The sequence below is a fragment of the Streptomyces sp. NPDC057543 genome, from assembly GCF_042801895.1.
Taxonomy (GTDB): Bacteria; Actinomycetota; Actinomycetes; order Streptomycetales; family Streptomycetaceae; genus Streptomyces.
Genome location: NZ_JBHVFF010000139.1, coordinates 1 through 21,070 on the forward strand (window position 1 = coordinate 1; position 21,070 = coordinate 21,070).

Sequence of the window (21,070 nt, forward strand, 5' to 3'; positions counted from 1 at the left end):
GCGGCAGGGGCGCTGTGCTGTGCTCGGCCCGATGGTCGGGACACAGCTCAGGGTGGGCACCTCCCGCGCGTGCCCACCCTGACCGTGTTCTACCAGGCCTTACTCGAAGTTGGCCCTCGCCCGCTTGTCGCCGGCATGGTAAGCAGTGCCGGCGTCGCGCACCTTTCGGGAGATGTCACTCAGGGCGTTGTGAATCGCCCTGGCGTCATTGTCCCAACCTTGCTGCGCCTCGTCATAGGCGGTCTTGGCTTCGCCCACCCAGAGTTGAGACACATTGGCGATCATCCGCTTGATAGAAGCAAGGTCCTCTTCGAGCTGCTTGCTCTGCCGCTCGATGTCGCCGGCTGCGAGATCGAGACTCGCGTAAGTGACAACCAGTGTGCCGTCGTTGTTCGGCATGCGGTCCTCCCGTGTTAGCTAGGTTTGGTGTGGCGTGGCTGCCTCGTACGTGGTACGGGCACGGCAGGTCAGAAGTTGTTGAGGTTCGAGATCTTGGCCTCCGCCGCAGCGTCACCGGAGTAACCGCCGACGACGTCGACACCCTGGAGGGCCTGCTTGATTTCGTCTTCGGTGTTGCCCTTGATGGTCCGGGCCGCCTTCATGGCCTCCTGGAACCTGAGGAGTCGATGGGCAATGCTGACCATCTTCCGGTTGACTTCCTCCTGCTTCGTGTTGAAGGCGCCGGCACCGATGCCCTGCCACGCGCCTTCCAGGCTGTCGATCGTCCCCTGCAACGTCTTCAGCTGGCCCTTTACGGAGTCGAATCGCGTGGAGAGCTCGCCCTCCAGCTTCAGGAGAGCATCATCTGAGAGCTTCTGATCAGCCATGTTTTCGGCTTCCTTTCTGGTGCTCTTGATTACTTCGGCTTCACTCGCCAGTGCGTACGGGTGAAGAACCTATGGTCAGTCAGGCGGTGCGGCGCTTACGGGCGAGCGCGAAGGCTCCGCCACCGAGCACGATGACTGCTGCGGCTCCGCCGATGATCAGGCCGAGTGGAGTGCCGTCGTCCTTCTCCTTGCTGGAGCCTGCCATGACGGCGTCGTCAGCCTTTTCTTTGTTCTCGGGCTGTGACGAAGCTGGTGCAGACGGAGCGGGGGAGGTCGAGGAGCCGGACGTCTTTTCCTTGGTGAGAGGGCTGATGTCCGGGGCGCCGGGGTTGCCCTTGCCCTTGAGGATGTTGACGGCCGGACGGATGATGCCGTGGCCGAGGTAGTTACTGAGGGTGCCCTTCTCCCAGTCTCCTCGTCCAGCTGTATCGAAGAGGACGTTGAGAACTTGGTTGGCCGTCCAGTCGGGGTGGAGGGACCAGATCAGGGCAGCGGAAGCTGACGTGATGGCAGTGGCTTGGCTGGTTCCGCCGTTGGAGTCGCAGTAGCCCTTAAACTTCGCGTCGCACCACTTTGGAATCCCGTCTCCCGGGGCGGCGATATCTACAGCGCTCCCGTGCTGGGAATATGCGGAAGCCTTGCCGCTACTGTCAGTTGCAGCAACGCCGACTACTTGCGGATAAGAAGCCGGAAATTGCTCCTTGTTGCCCTCTTTGGCATTGTTTCCAACTGCTGCAAAGAACAGCTTTCCCTTGCTTTGTGCGTATTCTGCCGCTTCCTTCTCCCGCTGATCCGAAAAATCACTACTAGACGACATGCTGATGATTTGCGCATCGCTGTCCGCTGCAGCACGGATAGCATCTCCGGTGTCATAGGCGTTCACCGAACGCCCATTCTGAAATTCAGTATCAGTGATACGCATCGGGATAATCTTTGCGCCCGGAGCAAGCCCTTGCAGCCCCCCGCCCTTACCCGTTCCGGCGATCAGCTCAGCCATGGTTGTGCCATGCCCGCGATAGTCGTCGTATTCATCACCGTCGGCACCAGTAGCGTCAAACCCCTTCAGAACCTGCCCCTTCAGTGATGGCGTGGATGGGTTGACGCCAGAGTCAATGACAGCAACCTTGATGCCTTCGCCCGTGGTGACCTTCCACATCTCCTCCGCACGCATGGCGCTGAGGTACCACTGCTTCGATTGCACGTCCGCGGCCGCCGCAGAGGGGGTAACCCCCGCAAATCCTGCACTCCAGGCAACGACCACGGCCATCGTGCCAAGCAGACGTCCTCGCAGTCCGACAGACATACGGCGCTTCCGGGTCTGGCTCATTCCTGCTGTCATCCTGACTTCCGAACCTTCCCTGTACCTACTCGATCACCGGTGGTGCAGCTCCACGCCGTCCGGCCTCCCACGTCTCTCTGTCTTCCGCCAGGTAGTCAGGGCGCTGGGTATTGCCGTTCTGGTCCTCGTTGTCGGAGTCCCGTCGCCCTGCGGGACCACGTACGAGGCCCGCGCCCCCAGTGGTGAAGCCCCTTGCACCCGGGCTGGATCCGGCAGCACTACGAGGCGTACCCACGACGCCCTTCGAGCTGGGAGTCCCACGCCCGCCAGGTCGAGTCGCAGCGTTCGTTCCGCCGGCTCCGATCACTCCGCGCTGTCCAGCACCGATAGCCGTTCCGCGCGGAACTCCACGAGTCCCTCCAGACGTGTCTGTGCCCGGAACGGTGCGCTGTGGGGTCCCACCCACGATGGCCCGGGCGCGCCCAGTACGCGGGCCAGCGGACTTGGAGGTATTTGCAGGACTACCTGTCATGGGTCTGCCACCAGTCACGCTGTTCCGACCAGCAGCGGGAGGCTGACTCCCGCCTCCACCAGGGCGTCCAGGCGTACCTGAGCCCGGGCCGCCGCCGATGGGGGCCGGACGCCCAACCGGAGCACCGGTGCGCCCAGTCGCCGTAGGCCCGCTGCTCGTTGGGCCGCTCCTTCCGGGCTGTCCAATTGTTTTGGGCAGCCCGGTTGGTGGCGTGGAACGTCGCGAGCCACCTGCCACAGGGTTCACAAACTCATTCACCATGGGCGGATTCGGACCTGTACTCGGGCCCGTAGGATTCGTAGTCGGCGGCGCGGGGGACGCGTCGGGAAGGGTCACGGGGGCCGGTGGCGCCTTCACACTATCGATCTCCGTCGAAGTGCTCGTGTCCGGCGCAGGTGCAGTTGCGAGTGACTCGATTGCCGCTCGATTGCCGGTGACGCCTGGGGTGCCGGTATCAGCCCTGGCAACGCGCTCCGAGTGGCCCTTTGGTGTGCTGCTGCCCAATGATGTCTCAGAGCCTGTGGAAGATCCGCCGAGTCCATCGTTTTCCCTGAAACCGTGCGGCTTCGGCATCGCAACATCAAGCTGTTTGTCGAACCGCGGCGGCTCCTGCGCCGCCAGTGTCTCCGCTGAGACCGAGTAGTACGAAGCCAACCTGTTCGCCTGGTTGATGGCCTCCTGGCGGTCCTTCTCGACCTTCACCGCCGCGGCGTACTCCGGGTTGCCATCGATCCGCTTCGGGGCCTCGATGTCCTCGACGGACTTGCGGTCCAGGCGGTTGTCGCGCGGCGGCAGGGATTTGCGCACCGATGCGAGACCCGTGCCCGCAACCGTGATCTGTGTCCCGGCCGCCTCCGCGAAATCGCCCAGCTTCGTGGCGTGGGCGACCAGGCCGTTGCCCCAGTCGCGGAAGGCAATTCCGGACTCGCCCTCCCAGTCGACAGCCTTGATGAAGTCGCTCAACTCATTCGCGGCCTTGTTGATGGCCGACCTTGCCGTCAGAAGCGCCTCACCCGCCTCTTCGAGGTGCTCCGGATTGGAGTTCTCGATCAGGTCGATCATCGCGTTGAGCTCATGGCCCTCGAACGAAGTCCGTCCTGATGATCCCGAACGTCCGAAGCCGAAGGACTCCATGACGTGCTGGACCTGCCGGTTGACGTCAGTGACGATCAGCTGGGCCTGGACGCGTTGCTGGTCCTGCGCGTGCTGTTCCTTGGGGGTCAGCTCCGGCTGCTTGTCTTCACTCATCAGCTATCACCCAGGTCGTCGTAGGCAGAGCCGGTCTTGCTGTTGGAGCGCGGCTGCTCAGGCTTGTCGGCCTTCTCCGCCTGCGCCTTCTCGTGCTCCTTGTCCAGTCGGGTCTGGATCTCGTAGAACCGCCGCCGCACGTCGTCGTCCACGTTGTCGAAGCCGACGGCAGCCGCGTGCACGCCCAGGCTCAAGTACTCGATCTGGTCGCCGAGAGACTTGGAGAGCGAGACGAGCGACTCGTGGACGCGGTTGTACTGCGTGTACAGCCCGTCTGCCTCCGCGAAGCACGCGTTCTGGCCACTCAGGGCAGCGCGTGACACCGTCTGCGCCGCAATCTTCGACTTACCGGCTGCTGAATCCTCGAGCTCCGCGAGCAGCGTGTCGACACGCCCCCTGAACTTCTCCAGTGCGCCCACACCACGCCGGAGGTCGCCCGAGCCTCCCCCGCTACCGTCTGGATCGGCCACGATCCCATCCTCCCCGATTCCCCATTTCCCCGTTTGCTCAGACTGTCACCCGTTGCTATCGCACCGCGTGAACAAGCCTGACCACATTCCACAAACTCTAGCCACTGGCTACGAGAGGACCAACCCTCTTATCCATCACGTAACTTCCGCAGACCCTTTGCTTGTTGCCGGTCCCGTCAGGCATGACCCGCTCGTCCCTGGCGCCTGGACCGCCGTCGGGTGTCGCGCACGGCCACGGCGACACCCGCTATCGCGGCGACCAGCACTGCCCCGCCCACCACCACGTAGGTCGCCAGGCGTGCGTTGCGTTCGTCCGCCGTTTCGCCCAGGTGGAGTTCAGCCGGTGTCGGCGCTTCGCCCTTGCTCACACCCTCGTTCGCCACCGGGCGTTCGATGGGCTTGTCGTCCTCCGTCAGGGCACGCACCGGGTCGACGACGCCCCAGCCCACCAGACGGTCGTGGCCCGCGATCGAGCGTTCCGCCGTCTGCTGGATCTGGGCGACGATCTGTTTCTGCGTCCAGCCCTGGTGCTTGGCCTTGATGAGGGCGGCGACTCCCGCGACGTACGGGGCCGAGAAGCTGGTGCCGTTGTCGGCGCAGTGTCCGCCGCCGGGGACCGTCGAGATCATGTCCACGCCGGGGGCGGCCACGCCCACGAATTCGCCGGACTGGGAAAAGGCCGCCCGCTCGTTGTTGCGGTCCGACGCGGCCACGGCCAGGACACCCTCGTACGACGCCGGGTAGGTCTCCTTGACGTTGCCGCCGAGCCCGTCGTTGCCGGCGGAGGCGACGATCACGATCTCCTTGGCCAGGGCGGCGTCCACGGCCTGCTTCAGAACGCCCGTGGGCTTCACCGCGTTGGCCGTGTCCTGCGAGATGTTGATGACGTCCGCGTGGGCGACATCGGCTGCGTAGCGGATGGACTCGGCCAGTGTTTCGGCCGTTCCGTGGCCCTCGGCGTCGTTCTGCTGGATCGGGATGATGGTCGCGTCCGGAGCCAGGCCGGTGAAGCCGGTGCCCTTCGCCTCTCGCGCAGCGATGATTCCGGCGACCTTGGTGCCGTGACCGACCTTGTCGGTGGTGCCGTTCTCCTTGCCGCGCTCGATCTTGTTGCCGTTCTCGTCCTTGAGATCCTTCTTCAGGAAATTGCGGCCGCTTGCGGTGTCCACGGCCCCCTTGAGCTGAGGGTTCTTGACGTCCACGCCCGTGTCGATGACGGCCACCCGTACCCCCTTGCCGGTGGACTGCTTCCACAGCTCGTCCATCAGTACGCGCTGCAACGCCCAGGGGCGGCCCGCGTACTTCTTCGAGGGGAAGGTGCACTGGGCGGAGTCGTCCGCGGCGGCGGGCAGTACCGGCAGCGTGACGAAGAGGACGGCGGTGGCGGCTGCGGCTGTCAGCGGACGCCGGTACCGGGAGGAGTGCGTCGTCATGTGGATGCGCTCCTCAGGAACCCTGCGGCTGGCGGGCCGCGCCGGTCGACAGGCGTGGTCCCGTGGGCAGGAACGAGGACCAGGCGGCCGGAACGGGCGCGGGTACGACGTCCTTGTATCCGAGCCGGTTCTGCGCTTGTTGCGCCTCCTGCTGCCGCTGCGCCCTCTCCTCCTTCGTGCCTGATTCACCGATGCCGGAGTCGTCCTGCACGCTGTCGCCGTTGGACTGCATGGCATAGCGCAGACCGGTGTCGGTGACCAGGAAGAGGGGGCCGGAGTCGGCGCTGGACCCCTTGAACTGCCGGAAGAGCTGTCCGGATCCGGGGGTGACGTAGGCGCTGCTGGAGCCGGTGGGGAGCGTTGCGGGGAAACTCGTGCCCGCCCACGTGCTGAGCGTGCTGGCGCCGTTCTTCGTGGCGACGCCGCGCAGGACGTTGCACACGGTGTTACGGCTGCCGGCCGCGGCGCTCGCGGAGTTGACGGGCTTCGGCTCGCTCGTGGGCCAGTCCATGTCCTGCCCGAAGGCCTCGCCGGGCTCGAACGCTCCGGCGCTGACATGCCTCTCCTTGCCGTCCTGGCCAAGGTTGACCAGGGCCCGGCTGCTGAGCAGGAGCTTGGCGACGAAGTCGGATACGGGGGCGACCCGGCCGGGCAGGACCACGTACTGCTGGGTCCTGGTACCGGATGTCGCCGCGAGGACCATGCCCACCTTGTTCGCCTCGGCCGGCAGCTCCCCCGGGATGCCCGCGTCGGCGCCGGGGGTCTGAGGGACGGTCGGGAAGTCGATCGCGTCTCCGGTGTGCAGGGTGTCCAGCCACGCGGCGGAGACCCGCTGGGGGGCGCGGCGGTCGCCGACCAGGGTGCGCAGGAGCAGTTCGTCCTTCTTCACCTTGTACGCCTTGCCCGCGGCGTCCACGATGTAGCGGGTTCTGTCCGGCCCCGGTCCCTCGACGTACATCAGCTCACCGCCGTGCAGTCGGCCCGCGCCCTCGGTCTTCTTCTGCTCGCGCTCCGCGAAGACGAACGCCGCCTTCTGGATGGCCCTGCCGCCCTCGCCGGGCCGCTCGCAGACGGCCCACCGCTTCTTCGAGCCGGCTTCGTCCTTGTCCGGCAGCCGGTCGGGGGCGTACGGGATGCCGAGCGTGGCGCCGTGCGGGATCTTGCCGTTGTCGAGGACCGATTCGTCGACGTTGATGACCTTGCCCTTGTCCGGGTCAAGGAGGAGCTTGGCGGAGGACATGTTCAGCACCGGGTGGAGCTGCGTCTTGCCATCGGTCTTCAACACCACATAGCGCGTGGTGGATTTGCTGGCGATGATGACGTTCTCGTAGGGGGTGTCCCATTTCTGGGGCGCTACGGGTTTGAACATCCCCCAGGCTCCGAACCCCGCGAGGATGACGACGCCGACGATCGCGCTGGGCACCACCGCGCGCAGGGGGCGCGGTGCGCCCTCCTCCGAACCGGTCGGGTTGGGTTGGAGGAACTGTGCGATCAACCTCCGCTTCGCGAAGGTGTAGGCGTTGAGTTCGTCCCGCCGTGATGCCATCTGTCCGCTGCCCCTTTTCCCCAGTGGGCAACCAGGTTCCCACACACACCGTGGACCGCTGTCGTCGACTGGGCCCCCTACTATGCCTGTTGGGGCTTGACCGTCACTGCTCAGGTAGGGTGATCGCCCGGTCAACACCCGTGAAAAAACGGTACATACGGATACGAGGGGGCAACGCGGCGATGGGTGCAGCGACGCGCGAGCGCACGGGGCAGACTACCCATCGAACGTCCGGCCCTTCCCGACGGCAACGTGGCAACGAATCGGCCGGCGCAGCACCCGCCCCGTCGGCGAGCGCCCCTGCGGCGACGACTCTGCGGTCGATTTCGAGGACCGGTCGTCTCGGTCCCGTCCTGCGGCAAATGGTGCTCGTCGAGGCGGCCCTTGCGGTCGCCGCGGTGGGTGCCGCACTCGGCGGTCCCTGGCTGGTGCCCGCAGTCGCGATTGCCTGCCTGCTGGTGCTTCTGGCGGTGGTACGTCGTCGGGGCCGCGCCGTACAGGATTGGCTGTCGACGGCGCTCTCCCTCCGCGACCGCAGACGAACGGCCGTGGCGTCCGCCGTAGATGCGGAGCCACAGCTGGCGCCGGTGGCGGAGAGTGTGCCGGGCTTCGCTCCGTACATCTATATCGACCGGGACCGTCGCACGGTGGGCATGGTCGGGGACGGCACGTTCCTGACCGCTGTCGTACGGGTCGAGGCCAGCGGTGAATCGCTCCGCCAGGCGCGCGGTGCGCGGGCGCTCCCGCTGTCCCTCCTGGGCGACGCCCTCTCGGTGGACGACATCGTGCTGGAGTCCGCGCAGCTCGTGCAGCAGGTACGCCCCGCTCCGGCGCAGCATCTGCCGCAGCAGTCGGCGGCACGGCTCTCCTACGCCCCCCTTCAGGAGCAGACCGGGGCGCCCGCGCTGCGGATGACCTGGGTGGCTGTGAAGCTGGATCCGGAACTGTGCCGGGAGGCGGTCGAGGCGCGCGGGGGCGGAATCGGCGGAGCTCAGCGCTGCCTGGTTCGGGTCGCGGACCATGTGGCGAGCCGGATCACCGGCGCCGGATTCCGGGCCGTGGTACTGGACCAGGAGGAGCTGCATTCCGCCGTGGCAACGTCCGCGTGCGCCAATCCCATGCTGTCGGCCCGCGCCGGACGCCCGGATGTCACGCCGCAGCGGCGGACGATGGAGACGGCGAGGGTCTGGCGGTGCGACGATCGTTGGCACACCGCCTATGCCGTGGACCGGTGGCCCGAGTTGGGCCGCGGGGCGACTCCTCTCCCCCGCCTCGTCTCGCTGCTGACCTCGGTCCCCGCGTATGCGACGACCTTCAGCCTGACGGTGCGAACCGGTTCGCGCCAGGGCGATGTGTCCGTGTCCGGACACGTACGGATCACGGGCGGATCCGATACCGAACTGGTCGGGGTACGAAGGACATTGGAGCAAGCCGCACGGCACGCCAAGGTCGGCCTGGTGCGGCTGGACCGCGAGCAGCTGCCGGGCGTGCTGGCGACGCTCCCGCTGGGAGGCGCACAGTGACGAATCGCACCGAGCCGAGGCGGGGACTGCGCGGTCCTCGCCACGCGGGGCACACTCTGGCCGCGGAGCACCTGGGCGCGCTGTCGTTGCCGGTCGGTGACGACGGCGTGATCATCGGCACCGATGCCGAGGGGCGCCCGCAGATGATCGGGTTCCACCGCCCGGCGCCGTACGACGTCCTGTTGATCGGCGGCCTGTGGACCGCGCAGGTCCTGGCGCTGCGTGCGGCGGCTACGGGGGCGCGGGTGGCGGTCGAGACCGGGCGCACCCAGGCGTGGACGACTCTGGCGCAAGCCGCGGGTGCCGGTCTTGAGTGCGTCTCCCTCCATGACGTGGGCCGGGTTCCGCCGACCGGAGCGACCGTGGGCAGCCCGGTGGTGGTGGTGCGGGACTGTGGAATGCGTCCGCCCCGTGGCCGGGTGGTCTCCTCGCCCTGGCAGTCGGTGTTGACGTTGCTGCCCTATTTGAGCCCCGTGGCACCCCGGTTGATGCGGGCATCGACGCTCGTGGGTATCCAGCGGGTCTCGCCCGCCGAGGCGGACCAGATCGGCCGGATCCTGGGGCTTGCCCGGGCCGAGAGCGAGGCCCTGCCCACCCTGGCGGACGGTGTCACGCTCTGGGTGGCGGGCCGCGAGCGCCACTGGGTGATGACCAGTGCGACGGATGTCGAGACCGGCCTGCTGGGCACTGCTCGCCGGATGGACTGAATACTGTTCCGTTCGCAGCCCTGGGCCTGCCGCTTCCAGGGAGGATGGCCGGGGAACGACACGGTTCGATCGAAGGGACGCCGGCATGGGCACCCAGCAGGAAAAGGAAGAGCTCTACGCTCTCGACATCTCGGATGTGGAGTGGCTGAGCGCACCGGGGACCGAGAACGTCGAGGAACGGGTCGAGATCGCGCATCTGCCGGGCGGCGCGGTCGCCATGCGCTCGTCGCTGGACCCGGAGACCGTGTTGCGGTACACGGAGGCCGAGTGGCACGCCTTCGTACTGGGCGCACGGGACGGTGAGTTCGACCTCACGTAGGCAAGGCCAAGTGAAAGGGTGGCTGCCGAACACGGCGGCCACCCTTTCATCACGCCTGGATATGTAGTGAATTGACCGCTTCGGCCTGTGTGCTCCGCCGTACTCGGGGCACTTGAGGGCGGTGCGTGACCTACTGGACAGTTTCTGCCGGGCGGTACGGCCTGCCGCAGTGAGCCCGATGACGATTAGGGTGGGTCGGGGGCAGCAGAAGAACCTGCGGGCAGGCGATGCGCGTCCCCAGGGGGAGAGCCGGGCGGATCGGACAACGGGAACGGTCGCCCCCACCCACCACGGCACAAGGGTGCTCGACCACACCAGGAGGCAAAGTGAACGGCGATCGGGACGAGATCCGCGGGGGCTGGAACAAGCCCGTCGACGAGTCGTCCGACGCGGAGCCCGCCGAGATGACGGGTGAGTTCACCATCGACTACACCCCGCCGGCCTGGTACACGCAGAACGCGCCGGGGGACTCGTCGGGCGGCGCCGGATCGCACCTCGCGCCGCCTCCGCCGCCCAGCGGGGCGCCGGTGTCCGTACCCGCGCCGCCGGCCGGGGGCGGTTTCGACCCCAACTGGGCTCCGGCGCCGCCTGCTCCCGCCCCGGTTCACTCCGCGGCGGGTGACTCCGTTCCTGCGCCTGCTCCCACTCCTGCGGAGGGAGCGGGAGCGGTGACTCCCGACGGGATGACGGACCCGTTCGGGGGCGGTGATGTGGAGAGCGGCGCGACCATGCGGTTCTCGCCCGCCGCGCTGAAGCGGGAGATCGCGGAGCGCGAGGAGGCGGCGAAGAGCGCGGACGGGGCCGGCTCGGCCACGGACTCGGGTTCTATGGAAAACGGTGCCGGTACCGGAGTAGGTGCCAGTGCCGGAGTAAGTGCTGGTGTTAGTGCTGGTGCTGGTGCTGGTGCTGGTGCTGGTGCTGGTGCTGGTGCTGGTGCTGGTGCTGGTGACGACCGTACGGACGAGGGCGAGGTCCCCGGTTCGGGTTCCGTTTCCGGTTCCGGCTCCGTTTCCGCGGAGGCCGCGGATGCACCGGCGAAGCCGCCCGCCGATAAGCCCGACGGCGCTGCCGCCGCGGATTCCGGTGCCGACGCCGCAGCGCCCGCCGATCCCCCTCGCAGCGACCTGACGAGCGGTGCCTCGGACGGGCCGGAGGGGGCCGCCGCGCCCCCGGACGCCGTCGCGGACGCGGTGCCCCAGGACGCGCCGTCTCCCGGCGCACCGCAGGACCCCTCGGCGCCCGCCGCACCGGCCCCCTGGACCCCGGCGCCGCCGCAGGGCGCGCTGCCGCCGCTGCCGCCCGCCTTCCAGCCCGCCGCACCGCAGCCCACGGCACCCCAGGCGGCGCCGCAGTGGCCCGCTCCGGCTCCGACCGGCCAGGGGCCCGGTGGCTACGGATTCCCACAGGCCGGCGTGGTCCAGCCGCCGCAGGTACCCCACCAGCCTCAGGGCGGTTACGGCTTCCCGCAGGCCGGCGTGGTCCAGCCGCCGCAGGTACCCCACCAGCCTCAGGGCGGTTACGGCTTCCCGCAGCCGCAAGCACCCCAGCAGGCCCAGTGGCCCGCGCAGCAGGGCGCACCCCTCCCCCCGCAGGTCCCGCAGGCGCCTCAACAGCCGGTCCAGGGCACGCCCAATCTGCCCGCGCAGGCCGCCCCGCAGCAGCCCGTGCCTCAGCAGCCCTCCCACCCCCAGGCGCCGCAGCAACAGCAACAGCAACAGCCCCACGGACAGCCCGTCGACCCGCGCACCGGGGCCGCCTGGCCGACCCCGGTCACCCACGACCAGCGCGAGCGTTCCGTGCCCGGCGCCCCGCTCGGGTACACGGCGGCGGTGGAGCTCTCCTCCGACCGGCTCGTCCGGGGCAAGCAGAAGGCGAAGAGCAGCCGTACGCCGTCCGGCGCGGCCCGCTTCAAGCTCGGTGGCAAGAAGGAGGAGGCCGAGCGGCAGCGCAAGCTCGACCTGATCCGTACGCCCGTACTGTCCTGCTACCGGATCGCGGTCATCAGCCTCAAGGGCGGTGTCGGCAAGACCACGACGACCACCGCGCTCGGCTCGACCCTGGCCACCGAGCGGCAGGACAAGATCCTCGCCATCGACGCCAACCCGGACGCCGGCACGCTCGGCCGACGGGTGCGCCGGGAGACCGGAGCCACCATCCGTGACCTGGTCCAGGCGATCCCGTACCTCAACTCGTACATGGACATCCGCCGCTTCACCTCGCAGGCGCCCTCCGGTCTGGAGATCATCGCCAACGACGTGGACCCGGCGGTCTCCACGACGTTCAACGACGAGGACTACCGACGCGCCATCGATGTGCTGGGCAAGCAGTACCCGATCATCCTCACCGACTCGGGCACCGGCCTGCTCTACAGCGCGATGCGCGGAGTGCTGGACCTCGCCGACCAGTTGATCATCATCTCCACGCCGTCGGTCGACGGTGCGTCCAGTGCGTCCACCACGCTGGACTGGCTCTCGGCGCACGGTTACGCGGAACTCGTGCAGCGTTCCCTCACCGTCATCTCGGGCGTCCGCGAGACCGGCAAGATGATCAAGGTCGATGACATCGTGCAGCACTTCGAGACGCGCTGCCGGGGCGTGGTCGTCGTACCGTTCGACGAGCATCTGGCGGCCGGCGCGGAGGTCGACCTCGACATGATGCGCCCCAAGACCCGCGAGGCGTACTTCAACCTCTCCGCGTTGGTGGCCGAGGACTTCGCGCGCGCTCAGCAGCAGCAGGGGCTCTGGACGTCGCACGGCTCCAATCCGCCCCCGCAGTACGCCCCTCCGCTGCCCGGCCAGCAGTACGCCCCGCAGCAGCCGTACCCGCCGCAGCAACAGCCGTACGGCGGCCAGCAGCCCCCGCAGCCGTACCCCCCGCAGCCCGGCCCCGGCGTGCAACAGCACGGCTGGCAGCAGTCGTTGCCCTCCCAGGCCCAGTCCGCGGCGAGCCCGGCCGGTCCGCCGCCGCCTCACCAGCAGCAGCCCGGCCTGCCTGGTCAGCCGGTCCCGCCCGAACTGCAGGGCCCCGTACCGCCCGCGGGCTGGCAGCAGCAGCCGCCGCCAGCGCCTCAGCAGTAAGGCAACAGAGGTCTGAACCAATGAGGGCCCGCATCGTCTCCACGGTGCGGGCCCTCCGCGTATTCCCGCAGACCACACGCCGTTTCGATGACCGTTGACGCGGCTCGACAACCGCTGATAAACCTTCGCTTCACCAGCTGGCGAACCACAGATCAACCCGCCTTCTCCGTGCGAGTCATGACGCGAGGTCCCTGACCATGGTCGATAGAGTTCCACCACCCTCCGCCCAGCCACGCTCTCGCCTGCGTGTCCTGCTGGCCTCCGGCGCCGCCGCTCTGGCACTGACCGCCGGTTCCGTCGTCGGCGTGCCCCTGGGTGCCGCGCCGCAGCAGGCGCAGGCCGCCGACAGCGGCAAGTCGACGCTGACCGTCGCCGTCGCACAGAGCGTCGATTCCCTGAGCCCGTTCCTCGCTCAGAAGCTGATGAGCACGAGCGTCAGCCGGCTCATGTACGACTTCCTGACGAACTACGACCCCAAGGACAACCACGCGATCCCCGCGCTCGCCACCAAGTGGGAGCCGTCCGCGGACAAGTTGACCTGGACGTACACCATCCGGTCCGACTCCAAGTGGTCGGACGGCCAGCAGGCCACCGCCGAGGACGCGGCGTGGACGTTCAACAAGATGATGACCGACGAGGGCGCCGCGCAGGCCAACGGCAACTTCGTCGCGAACTTCAAGAAGGTGACGGCTCCGAGCCCGACGCAGCTGGTCATCGAGCTCAAGGAGCCGCAGGCCACCATGGCCGCGCTCGACGTGCCGATAGTCCCGAAGCACGTCTGGGAGAAGGTCGGTGACTTCTCCAAGTTCAACAACGACACTAAGTTCCCGATCGTCGGCAACGGGCCGTTCATCCTGACGGACTACAAGGTCGACCAGTACGTGAAGCTCAAGGCCAACAAGAGCTTCTGGCGCGGTGCGCCGAAGTTCGACGAGCTGGTCTTCAAGACGTACAAGGACCAGGACGCAGCGGTCGCCGCGCTGCGCAAGGGCGAGGTCTCCTTCGTCGCCGGCTCCCCCGCGCTGACGCCCGCTCAGGCCGCGTCCCTCAAGGGCGAGAAGAACGTCAAGGTCAACGAGGGTCCGGGCCGCCGCTTCTTCGCGCTGGCCACCAACCCGGGCGCTCAGACCAAGGACGGCAAGAAGTTCGGCGACGGCAACAAGGCCCTTCTCGATCAGAAGGTTCGCCAGGCCCTCTTCCTGTCCATCGACCGCAAGACCATCATCGACAAGGTCTTCCAGGGCCACGCCGTCGAGGGCCAGGGCTACATCCCGCCGCGCTTCTCCACGTACTTCTGGCAGCCCTCCGCCGACCAGAGCCTCGCGTACGACCCGGCCAAGGCCGCCAAGCTCCTCGACGAGGCGGGCTACCCGCTCAAGGGCGACCAGCGCGTCGGCAAGGACGGCAAGCCGCTCGACCTGCGCATCCTGTGCCACGCCACGGATCCGAACGACAAGGCGATCGGCAAGTACCTCAAGGAGTGGTGGGGCAAGCTCGGCATCGGCCTCAAGGTCGACTGTCTCGACGACGTCTCGGTGCCGTGGTACGCCGGTGAGTACGACCTCGCCTTCGACGGCTGGTCGGTCAACCCGGACCCGGACTTCGTCCTCGGCATCCACACCTGCGGCGCGCTGCCCGTCAAGGCCAAGGACAGCGCCACCACCGACAACTTCATCTGCGACAAGACGTACGACGAGCTCTACAAGAAGCAACTGGCCGAGTACGACCCGGCCAAGCGCGCGGACATCGTCAAGCAGATGCAGTCGTGGATGTACGACTCGGGGTACATGAACATCATCGCGTACCCGAACGCGGTCGAGGCCTACCGCACCGACCAGATCAAGTCGATCAAGACCATGCCCGAGGCGGCGGGCAACATCTACGGCCAGGACGGGTACTGGAGCTGGTGGTCGGCCGTTCCGGCGGGCAGCAGCAGTTCGGACAGCTCCGGCGGGTCCGGCTCCACCGGAGTCGTCGTAGGCATCATCGTGGTGGTCGTGGTACTCGCCGGTGGCGGACTGTTCATCGCGATGCGCCGCCGCACCACCGCGGACGACCGCGAGTAGTCACGCGGACGGGTTGAGAGGGGCCGGCCGGGGCGGCGTGCAGCCGCCCCGCCGGTTCCCTCTAAGTGCAGCACGAGTAACGAGAGTTCCCCATGACAGCTGAAAGCACTCCGGCGCTCGTGCAGATCGCGGATGCGGACACCGAAGGTCCGGCTCAGGCCGGCCCGGCGGCCGCCCGCGGCCCACGGGCGCGTAACACCAAGGCCTACCTCCAGTACGTGGCGGCCAAGATCGTGGGAGCGGCCGTCTCCCTGTTCGCGGTCCTGGTCACCAGCTTCTTCCTCTTCCGGCTCATTCCCAGCGACCCGGTGAAGCAGATGACGGGCGGCCGTCCCGTCTCCGCCGAACAACTCCAGTCGTTGCGTCACCAGTTCGGTCTCGACCAGCCGATGTGGCGGCAGTTCACCAGCTACGTCGGCGACGCCCTCACGGGCGACTTCGGCACTTCGTTCCAGTTCCACGCGCCCGTCATCGACAAGATCACCGAGGCGCTCCCCGCGACCCTGCTCCTCACCGGCACGTCGTACGTCCTGTACACCGCGCTCGGCATCTGGCTCGGCACCCGTACCGCGTGGCGCAACGGCTCCACGAGCGACCGCTTCAACACCGCTTTCGCGCTGACGCTCTACTCGGTGCCGTCGTTCTGGCTGGGCCTGCTCCTGATCATCGTCTTCTCGGTGGGCATCGGACCGATCCCCGGGATGTTCCCGACCGGCGGAATGCAATCGGGCGGCGAGAACGGATTCGCGTACATCCTCGATGTGGCGCATCACCTGGTCCTCCCGGTGATCACGCTGGTCGCGGTCGGGTACGCGCAGACGCTTCTGGTGATGCGCTCCTCACTGCTGGACGAGATGGGCAGCGACTATCTGACGACGGCCCGCGCGAAGGGGTTGCGGGACGATGTCGTACGCCGCAAGCACGCCGTGCCGAACGCGATGCTGCCGACGTTCACGCTGATGTTCGTGAACCTGGGGCATGTGGTCGCCGGGCAGATCCTGGTCGAGACGGTGTTCTCCTGGCCCGGCCTCGGCGGTCTCTTCTACCAGGCGCTCAGCGTGCCCGATCTTCCCCTCGTGCAAGGGCTGTTCTTCGTCTTCGCCACCGCGGTGATCCTGGCGAACACCCTTGCCGATGTGCTCTATCCGCTGCTCGATCCCCGGGTGGGCCGATGACGACCGAATCCATGCCCACGCCCACGAAGGCCGAGGCGGCCGAGAACCCGCGCGCGCTCGCCCGCGCCCGCAAGCGGCAGTCCGCCGCCCGGTTCTGGCGGGAGTTCCGCAAGCACAGGAGCGGATTGTGGGGTCTGGGGGCCCTCGTCCTGATCGCGCTGATCGCTCTGTTCGCGCCGCAGCTCGTCGGCGCCGATTCGCAGAGCGTCACCGACGCGCCCGGCGGGGCCCTGGAGACTCCCAGCGGTGAATTCCCGCTCGGCACCGATCAGTTCGGACGCAGCGTGCTGGCCCTGCTGGTCTGGGGCACCCGTGTCTCGTTGACGGTGGGCCTGCTCGCCGCGTTCCTGTGCGTCGCCATCGGCACGGTCGTCGGCATCGTCGCGGGGCACTTCCACGGCTGGTACTCGACGGTCCTGATGCGGATCACCGACTGGTTCCTGGTGATGCCGACCCTGGTCCTCGCGATCGCGCTCGCCACCGTGATGGACCGCTCGATGTGGACGGTCATCATCGCGATCGGCGTCACGACCTGGCCGACCACGGCCCGGCTGGTCCGCGCCCAGACCCTCGCCGTGGAGTCCCGCCCGTACATCGAGCGCGCCCGCGCCCTGGGCGGCGGCCACGGACACGTCATGGTCCGGCACGTCCTGCCGAACGTGATGCCGCTGGTCCTCGCGCAGACCACGCTGGTGATCTCCAGCGCGATCCTCACCGAGGCCACCCTGGCGTTCCTCGGCCTGAGCGACCCGACCACCACCTCCTGGGGCGGCATGCTCCAGGACGCCCGCGAGGCGGGCGCGGTGAGCGCGGGCGACTGGTGGTACCTGGCACCGCCCGGCATCGCCATCGCCGTGGTGGCCCTGGCGTTCACGCTGTGCGGCCGCGCCATCGAGTCCGTCCTCAATCCCAAGCTGGGGGTGGCCCGTTGAGTACGACGAGCATCCGTAAGACGCCGCTTCTCGACGTACGGGACCTCACGGTGACGTACGCGGGTGGAGCGCAGGCCGTCCGCGGGGTGAACCTCAGCGTCGACGCGGGGCAGAAGCTCGGCATCGCCGGTGAGTCGGGCTGCGGGAAGTCGACGCTGGCGCTCGCGCTGCTGCGGCTGCTGCCCGCCGGGGCGAAGGTCTCCGGCGAGATCCTGCTGAACGGCGAGGATGTCCTAGCCATGAAGTGGGGCCAGGTCAGGGCAGTGCGATGGGCAGGGGCGTCGATCGTGTTCCAGGGCGCGATGCACTCGCTCAACGCGGTGCACCGCATCGGCGACCAGATCGCCGAGCCGATCCTGCTGCACCGCAAGGCGACGCAGGGGGCGGCCGCGAAGAAGGCCGGCGAACTCCTGGAGCAGGTGGGACTCCCGGCCGCCCGCGCGAACGCCTATCCGCACGAGCTCTCCGGCGGACAGCGACAGCGCGTGATGATCGCGATGGCGCTCGCCTGCGATCCGGGGCTGATCATCGCGGACGAGCCGACCACGGCCCTCGACGTGATGATCCAGGCCCAGATCCTGCGGCTGATCGAGCAGCTGGTGTCCGAGCAGGACCTCGGCCTGATCATGATCAGCCATGACCTCGCGGTGCTCTCGGACACCTGTGACCGGCTCGCGGTGATGTACGCGGGCCGGGTCGTGGAGGAGGGCCCGGCGTCCGAGGTCTACGAGAACGCGCACCACCCGTACGGCAAGGCCCTGTCCGGCGCCTTTCCGCGCATCGGCGACCCGGCCTCCCGGTTCGCGCCCCGCGGGCTGCCCGGCGACCCGCCGGACCCGTCGGCGCTGCCTGGCGGCTGTACGTTCCATCCGCGGTGTCCGGTGGCCCTGGACTCCTGCACGACGCAGGACCAGGTGCTGCGCGAGGCGGGGCCGGAGCGGCGGGCGGCCTGTGTGCTGGTGGAGCCGGGGGCCGCCGCGGCCCCGGCCCTGCCGGGTGCCGAGGAAGCAAGGAGCACATCATGACCACCACTACTCCCCTGCTCAGCGCCGAGGGGCTGAAGGTCACCTTCCCCGGCCGGCGCGGAGCCGACCCGGCGCGGGCCGTGGACAGCGTCGACCTGGACATCCGGCCCGGCGAGATCGTCGCGCTGGTCGGCGAGTCGGGCTGCGGCAAGACGACGCTGGCGCGTTCGCTGCTGGGTCTGGTCCCGCCGACGTCCGGGCGGGTGACCTTCGACGGGCAGCCGCTCGACTACGCGAGCCGGGCGCTGAAGGCGTACCGCAAGCGGGTCCAGCTGGTGCTCCAGGACCCCAGCGGTTCGCTCAACCCGAGGCACACGGTGTACGACGCCGTCGCCGAGGGCCTGCGGATCCACGGCTACGCGGGCGACGAGCGGACAGCGGTGGCCGAGGCGCTGGCACGGGCGGGGCTGCGGCCCCCGGAGCGGTTCTTCCTGCGCTATCCGCACGAGCTGTCGGGCGGTCAGCGCCAGCGGGTCGTGATCGCGGGCGCGCTCGTCCTGGAGCCGGAACTCATCGTGGCCGACGAGCCGGTGGCCTCACTGGACGCTTCGGTCCGCGGCGAGATCCTGGCCCTGCTGCTGCGACTGCGGGACGAGCTGGGCCTGTCCGCGCTGGTGGTCACGCACGACCTCGGGCTGGCGTGGAACATCGCGGACCGGGTCGCGGTGATGTACCTCGGCCGTATCGTGGAGACGGGCGAGGTGGAGCAGATCCTGACCGCCCCACAACACCCGTACACCCAGGCCCTGTTGTCGGTGCTCCCGGAGGCCGGGGGCGATCCGGTGATTCTGACCGGCGAGCCGCCGGACCCGTCCAGGGTGCCGTCCGGGTGCCGGTTCCACGCCCGCTGCCAGGTGCTGGCCTCGGGCGAGGCGGAGCGGGCGGGCGTCGCGGACGCGTGCCGTACGAAGGATCTGCCGGTGCTCGCGGGCGGCGGGCAGACCCAGGTGGCGTGCCACTGGGCGAACGCGGCCGCGACGGCGCGGGCGTAACGCGAGGGCGGGGGCCCGTCCCGTGGGCGCCCTGTCACGGCCGGGACCGTTCTCGACGGTCCCGGCCCCGGCCGTGTACGAGGAGCGAGTCAGCCGCGCTCGTACGCGGCGACCAGCTCGCTGCACCGCTTCACATCGGCGGCCATCGCCACGAGCAGATCGTCGATCGAGTCGAACTTCAGCATCCCGCGTACGTACGCGAGGAAGTCCACCGAGACGTGCAGCCCGTACAGGTCGAGGTCGACGCGGTCGATCGCGTACGCCTCCACGGTCCGCTCGGTGCCGTCGAACTGCGGGTTCGTGCCGACGGAGATCGCGGCGGGCATCGCCTCGTCGTTCACATTGAGCCAGCCCGCGTAGACGCCGTCGGCGGGGATCGCGGTGTGCGGCAGGGTCTCCACGTTGGCCGTGGGGAAGCCCATGTCGCGACCGCGCTGTGCGCCGCGCACCACGACGCCCTCGACCCGGTGCGGATGGCCCAGGATCTCGGCGGCGCCCGCGACATCGCCCTCGGCGACCAAACGTCGGGTGAGGGTCGAGGAGAACGGCTCGCCGCCGCCCGCCTCGCCGCTCACATACAGGTCGACGACCTCGACGCCGTAGTCGTAGGTCTCGCCGAACTCGGTGAGCAGCTGCACGTTCCCGGCCGCCCTGTGCCCGAACCGGAAGTTCGGACCCTCGATGACCAGCTGCGCGTGCAGCTTGTCGACGAGGACCTTCACGATGAAGTCGGCGGGTGCCAGCTTGGAGAACTCGGTGGTGAACGGCAGGATCAGCACCGCGTCCACGTCCAGTTCCGCCATCAGCTCGGCGCGCCGGTGGTGCGGGGCGAGCAGCGGCGGGTGGCTGCCGGGCCGTACGACCTCGCTGGGGTGGGGGTCGAAGGTCACCACGACCGACGGTACGCCCAGCTCGCGAGCCCGCTCCACGGCCCGCCCGATGATCAGCTGGTGCCCGCGGTGCACCCCGTCGTAGGAACCGATGGTGACGACGCTGCGTCCCCAGCCCTCGGGGATGTCCTCCAAGCCACGCCAGCGCTGCACTGTGACCGCTCCTCGCCCGAACCCGTATACGTGTAATTGCTTGTTACGCAGGTCTAAGACTGCCATGCTCACGCCCCGCGGCCTGCATCGGCATCGCTTTCCGGCTCGCCGGCGACTCCACCGTCCGCCGCGGTCTCGGGCCGACGAGCACCACCCACTCCTGCGGGACGTCGACGAGCCGCCGCGCGACAACATCCAGAAACCGCTCGCCGCTACCGCTGTCCCGGTCACCGCGGGGGTCGCCGCAGCGCGGGCCGTCGGCGGGGACGAGCGCCCACGGCCGCTACACCGAGCAGCAGCGCGTCCCGGCTGTCCGTACCCGGCGCGAGCTCCATCGCCGCGGCGATCCGATGGGGCGGCCGTTCGCGGTGTACGTCACCGGGGCCGTGCCGAGCACGCGCCCCTCGCGCCGGCCGTGGGCGGCGATCCTCACATACGTACCGGCGTCGATCCGGTCCCGCGGATGCGATCGGCATCGGCTCCACGCCGAGCGCGCAGAGCCCACCGGTGCGCAGCAGTGCGAGGCCGAAGCCGGGCAGCGCGGTGACATCGGCGTCCTCGACGCAGCAGCTGCGATCGCCCGTTCAAGCACAGGACGAGCCGGGTGTGACCGTCGACCGCTTCGTGACTGGTCACCACCGCGCCCCGGTCGCGGCGACGAATCCGGTCCCCCGCTGCCGGCCGGCCGGATCGCAGACCCGTACCAGTGCTGCCCGGCCCCCGCTTCCCATGGTCCGACGTCAGGTCGGCGGTGATCAGCACGTACCAATCGGAGTAAAAGCGCCCCCGAATGCACCCCTGAGTCACTCCGAGCGCCTGCCCATTGGGGTGAATACATGGCGTCCGGTGGACAGAAACCGGTGGGGGATCGTGGAG

General features: G+C 68.7%; 17 protein-coding genes and 1 pseudogene. 9 read left to right on the top strand and 9 right to left on the bottom strand.

Going from position 1 to position 21,070, the window contains the following annotated elements:
* Positions 1–99: 99 nt before the first annotated feature.
* The 7 genes from ACFU8Q_RS22755 to eccB form a co-directional block, all read right to left on the bottom strand.
* A complete protein-coding gene (locus tag ACFU8Q_RS22755; protein WP_384456835.1) occupies positions 100–399 on the bottom strand; it encodes a WXG100 family type VII secretion target in 300 nt (99 codons plus the stop codon).
* Between the two features lie 68 nt (positions 400–467).
* Positions 468–827 carry a WXG100 family type VII secretion target gene (locus ACFU8Q_RS22760; protein ID WP_384456837.1) on the bottom strand — a complete coding sequence of 120 codons (360 nt, stop codon included), beginning with the start codon at positions 825–827 and terminating at the stop codon, positions 468–470.
* A 79-nt stretch (positions 828–906) separates the two neighbouring features.
* Complete coding sequence (locus ACFU8Q_RS22765) at positions 907–2,166, bottom strand: S8 family serine peptidase (RefSeq protein WP_384456839.1); 1,260 nt, start codon at positions 2,164–2,166, stop codon at positions 907–909.
* Between the two features lie 25 nt (positions 2,167–2,191).
* Positions 2,192–3,886, bottom strand: coding sequence for a hypothetical protein (locus ACFU8Q_RS22770; protein ID WP_384456841.1), 1,695 nt, complete (start codon positions 3,884–3,886; stop codon positions 2,192–2,194).
* Entirely contained in the window at positions 3,886–4,356 is a 471-nt protein-coding gene (locus tag ACFU8Q_RS22775; protein WP_384456843.1) for a hypothetical protein, read from the bottom strand. The genes ACFU8Q_RS22770 and ACFU8Q_RS22775 overlap by 1 nt, the downstream gene beginning before the upstream one ends.
* 176 nt (positions 4,357–4,532) lie before the next feature.
* Positions 4,533–5,789, bottom strand: a complete 1,257-nt coding sequence (gene mycP, locus ACFU8Q_RS22780; RefSeq protein ID WP_384456845.1) for a type VII secretion-associated serine protease mycosin — start codon at positions 5,787–5,789, stop codon at positions 4,533–4,535.
* Positions 5,790–5,802: 13 nt separating this feature from the next.
* Positions 5,803–7,335: a type VII secretion protein EccB gene (gene eccB, locus ACFU8Q_RS22785; RefSeq protein ID WP_384456847.1), complete on the bottom strand. Its 1,533-nt coding sequence runs from the start codon at positions 7,333–7,335 to the stop codon at positions 5,803–5,805.
* Positions 7,336–7,517: 182 nt separating this feature from the next.
* Between eccB and eccE the strand changes: the two genes are divergently transcribed.
* From eccE to ACFU8Q_RS22830, 9 genes are all read left to right on the top strand, one after another.
* The gene (gene eccE / locus ACFU8Q_RS22790) at positions 7,518–8,858 is read left to right on the top strand and encodes a type VII secretion protein EccE (protein WP_384456849.1); all 1,341 of its coding nucleotides are present in this window, start codon (positions 7,518–7,520) and stop codon (positions 8,856–8,858) included.
* Positions 8,855–9,565 (top strand): hypothetical protein, encoded by a 711-nt coding sequence (locus tag ACFU8Q_RS22795; RefSeq protein WP_384456851.1) that lies wholly within the window; start codon positions 8,855–8,857, stop codon positions 9,563–9,565. Before eccE ends, ACFU8Q_RS22795 begins: the two co-directional genes overlap by 4 nt.
* Before the next feature lie 85 nt (positions 9,566–9,650).
* Entirely contained in the window at positions 9,651–9,884 is a 234-nt protein-coding gene (locus tag ACFU8Q_RS22800; protein WP_384456853.1) for a DUF397 domain-containing protein, read from the top strand.
* Between the two features lie 326 nt (positions 9,885–10,210).
* Entirely contained in the window at positions 10,211–12,961 is a 2,751-nt protein-coding gene (locus ACFU8Q_RS22805; protein ID WP_384456855.1) for an SCO5717 family growth-regulating ATPase, read from the top strand.
* Between the two features lie 197 nt (positions 12,962–13,158).
* Positions 13,159–15,027, top strand: coding sequence for an ABC transporter substrate-binding protein (locus ACFU8Q_RS22810; RefSeq protein ID WP_384456857.1), 1,869 nt, complete (start codon positions 13,159–13,161; stop codon positions 15,025–15,027).
* A 92-nt stretch (positions 15,028–15,119) separates the two neighbouring features.
* The gene (locus ACFU8Q_RS22815; RefSeq protein ID WP_384456859.1) at positions 15,120–16,202 is read left to right on the top strand and encodes an ABC transporter permease; all 1,083 of its coding nucleotides are present in this window, start codon (positions 15,120–15,122) and stop codon (positions 16,200–16,202) included.
* A gap of 11 nt (positions 16,203–16,213) precedes the next feature.
* Positions 16,214–17,134: an ABC transporter permease gene (locus ACFU8Q_RS22820; protein ID WP_384456861.1), complete on the top strand. Its 921-nt coding sequence runs from the start codon at positions 16,214–16,216 to the stop codon at positions 17,132–17,134.
* Positions 17,131–18,159 carry an ABC transporter ATP-binding protein gene (locus tag ACFU8Q_RS22825; protein WP_384456863.1) on the top strand — a complete coding sequence of 343 codons (1,029 nt, stop codon included), beginning with the start codon at positions 17,131–17,133 and terminating at the stop codon, positions 18,157–18,159. Before ACFU8Q_RS22820 ends, ACFU8Q_RS22825 begins: the two co-directional genes overlap by 4 nt.
* Positions 18,156–19,151, top strand: a complete 996-nt coding sequence (locus tag ACFU8Q_RS22830) for an oligopeptide/dipeptide ABC transporter ATP-binding protein (protein WP_384456865.1) — start codon at positions 18,156–18,158, stop codon at positions 19,149–19,151. The genes ACFU8Q_RS22825 and ACFU8Q_RS22830 overlap by 4 nt, the downstream gene beginning before the upstream one ends.
* Positions 19,152–19,240: 89 nt before the next feature.
* Here the strand turns inward: ACFU8Q_RS22830 and ACFU8Q_RS22835 are convergent, their stop codons facing one another.
* The gene (locus ACFU8Q_RS22835) at positions 19,241–20,194 is read right to left on the bottom strand and encodes a bifunctional riboflavin kinase/FAD synthetase (protein ID WP_384456867.1); all 954 of its coding nucleotides are present in this window, start codon (positions 20,192–20,194) and stop codon (positions 19,241–19,243) included.
* A 272-nt stretch (positions 20,195–20,466) separates the two neighbouring features.
* Positions 20,467–20,925: pseudogene (locus tag ACFU8Q_RS22840) on the bottom strand (serine protease); the annotation flags it as partial.
* Between the last annotated feature and the right edge of the window lie 145 nt (positions 20,926–21,070).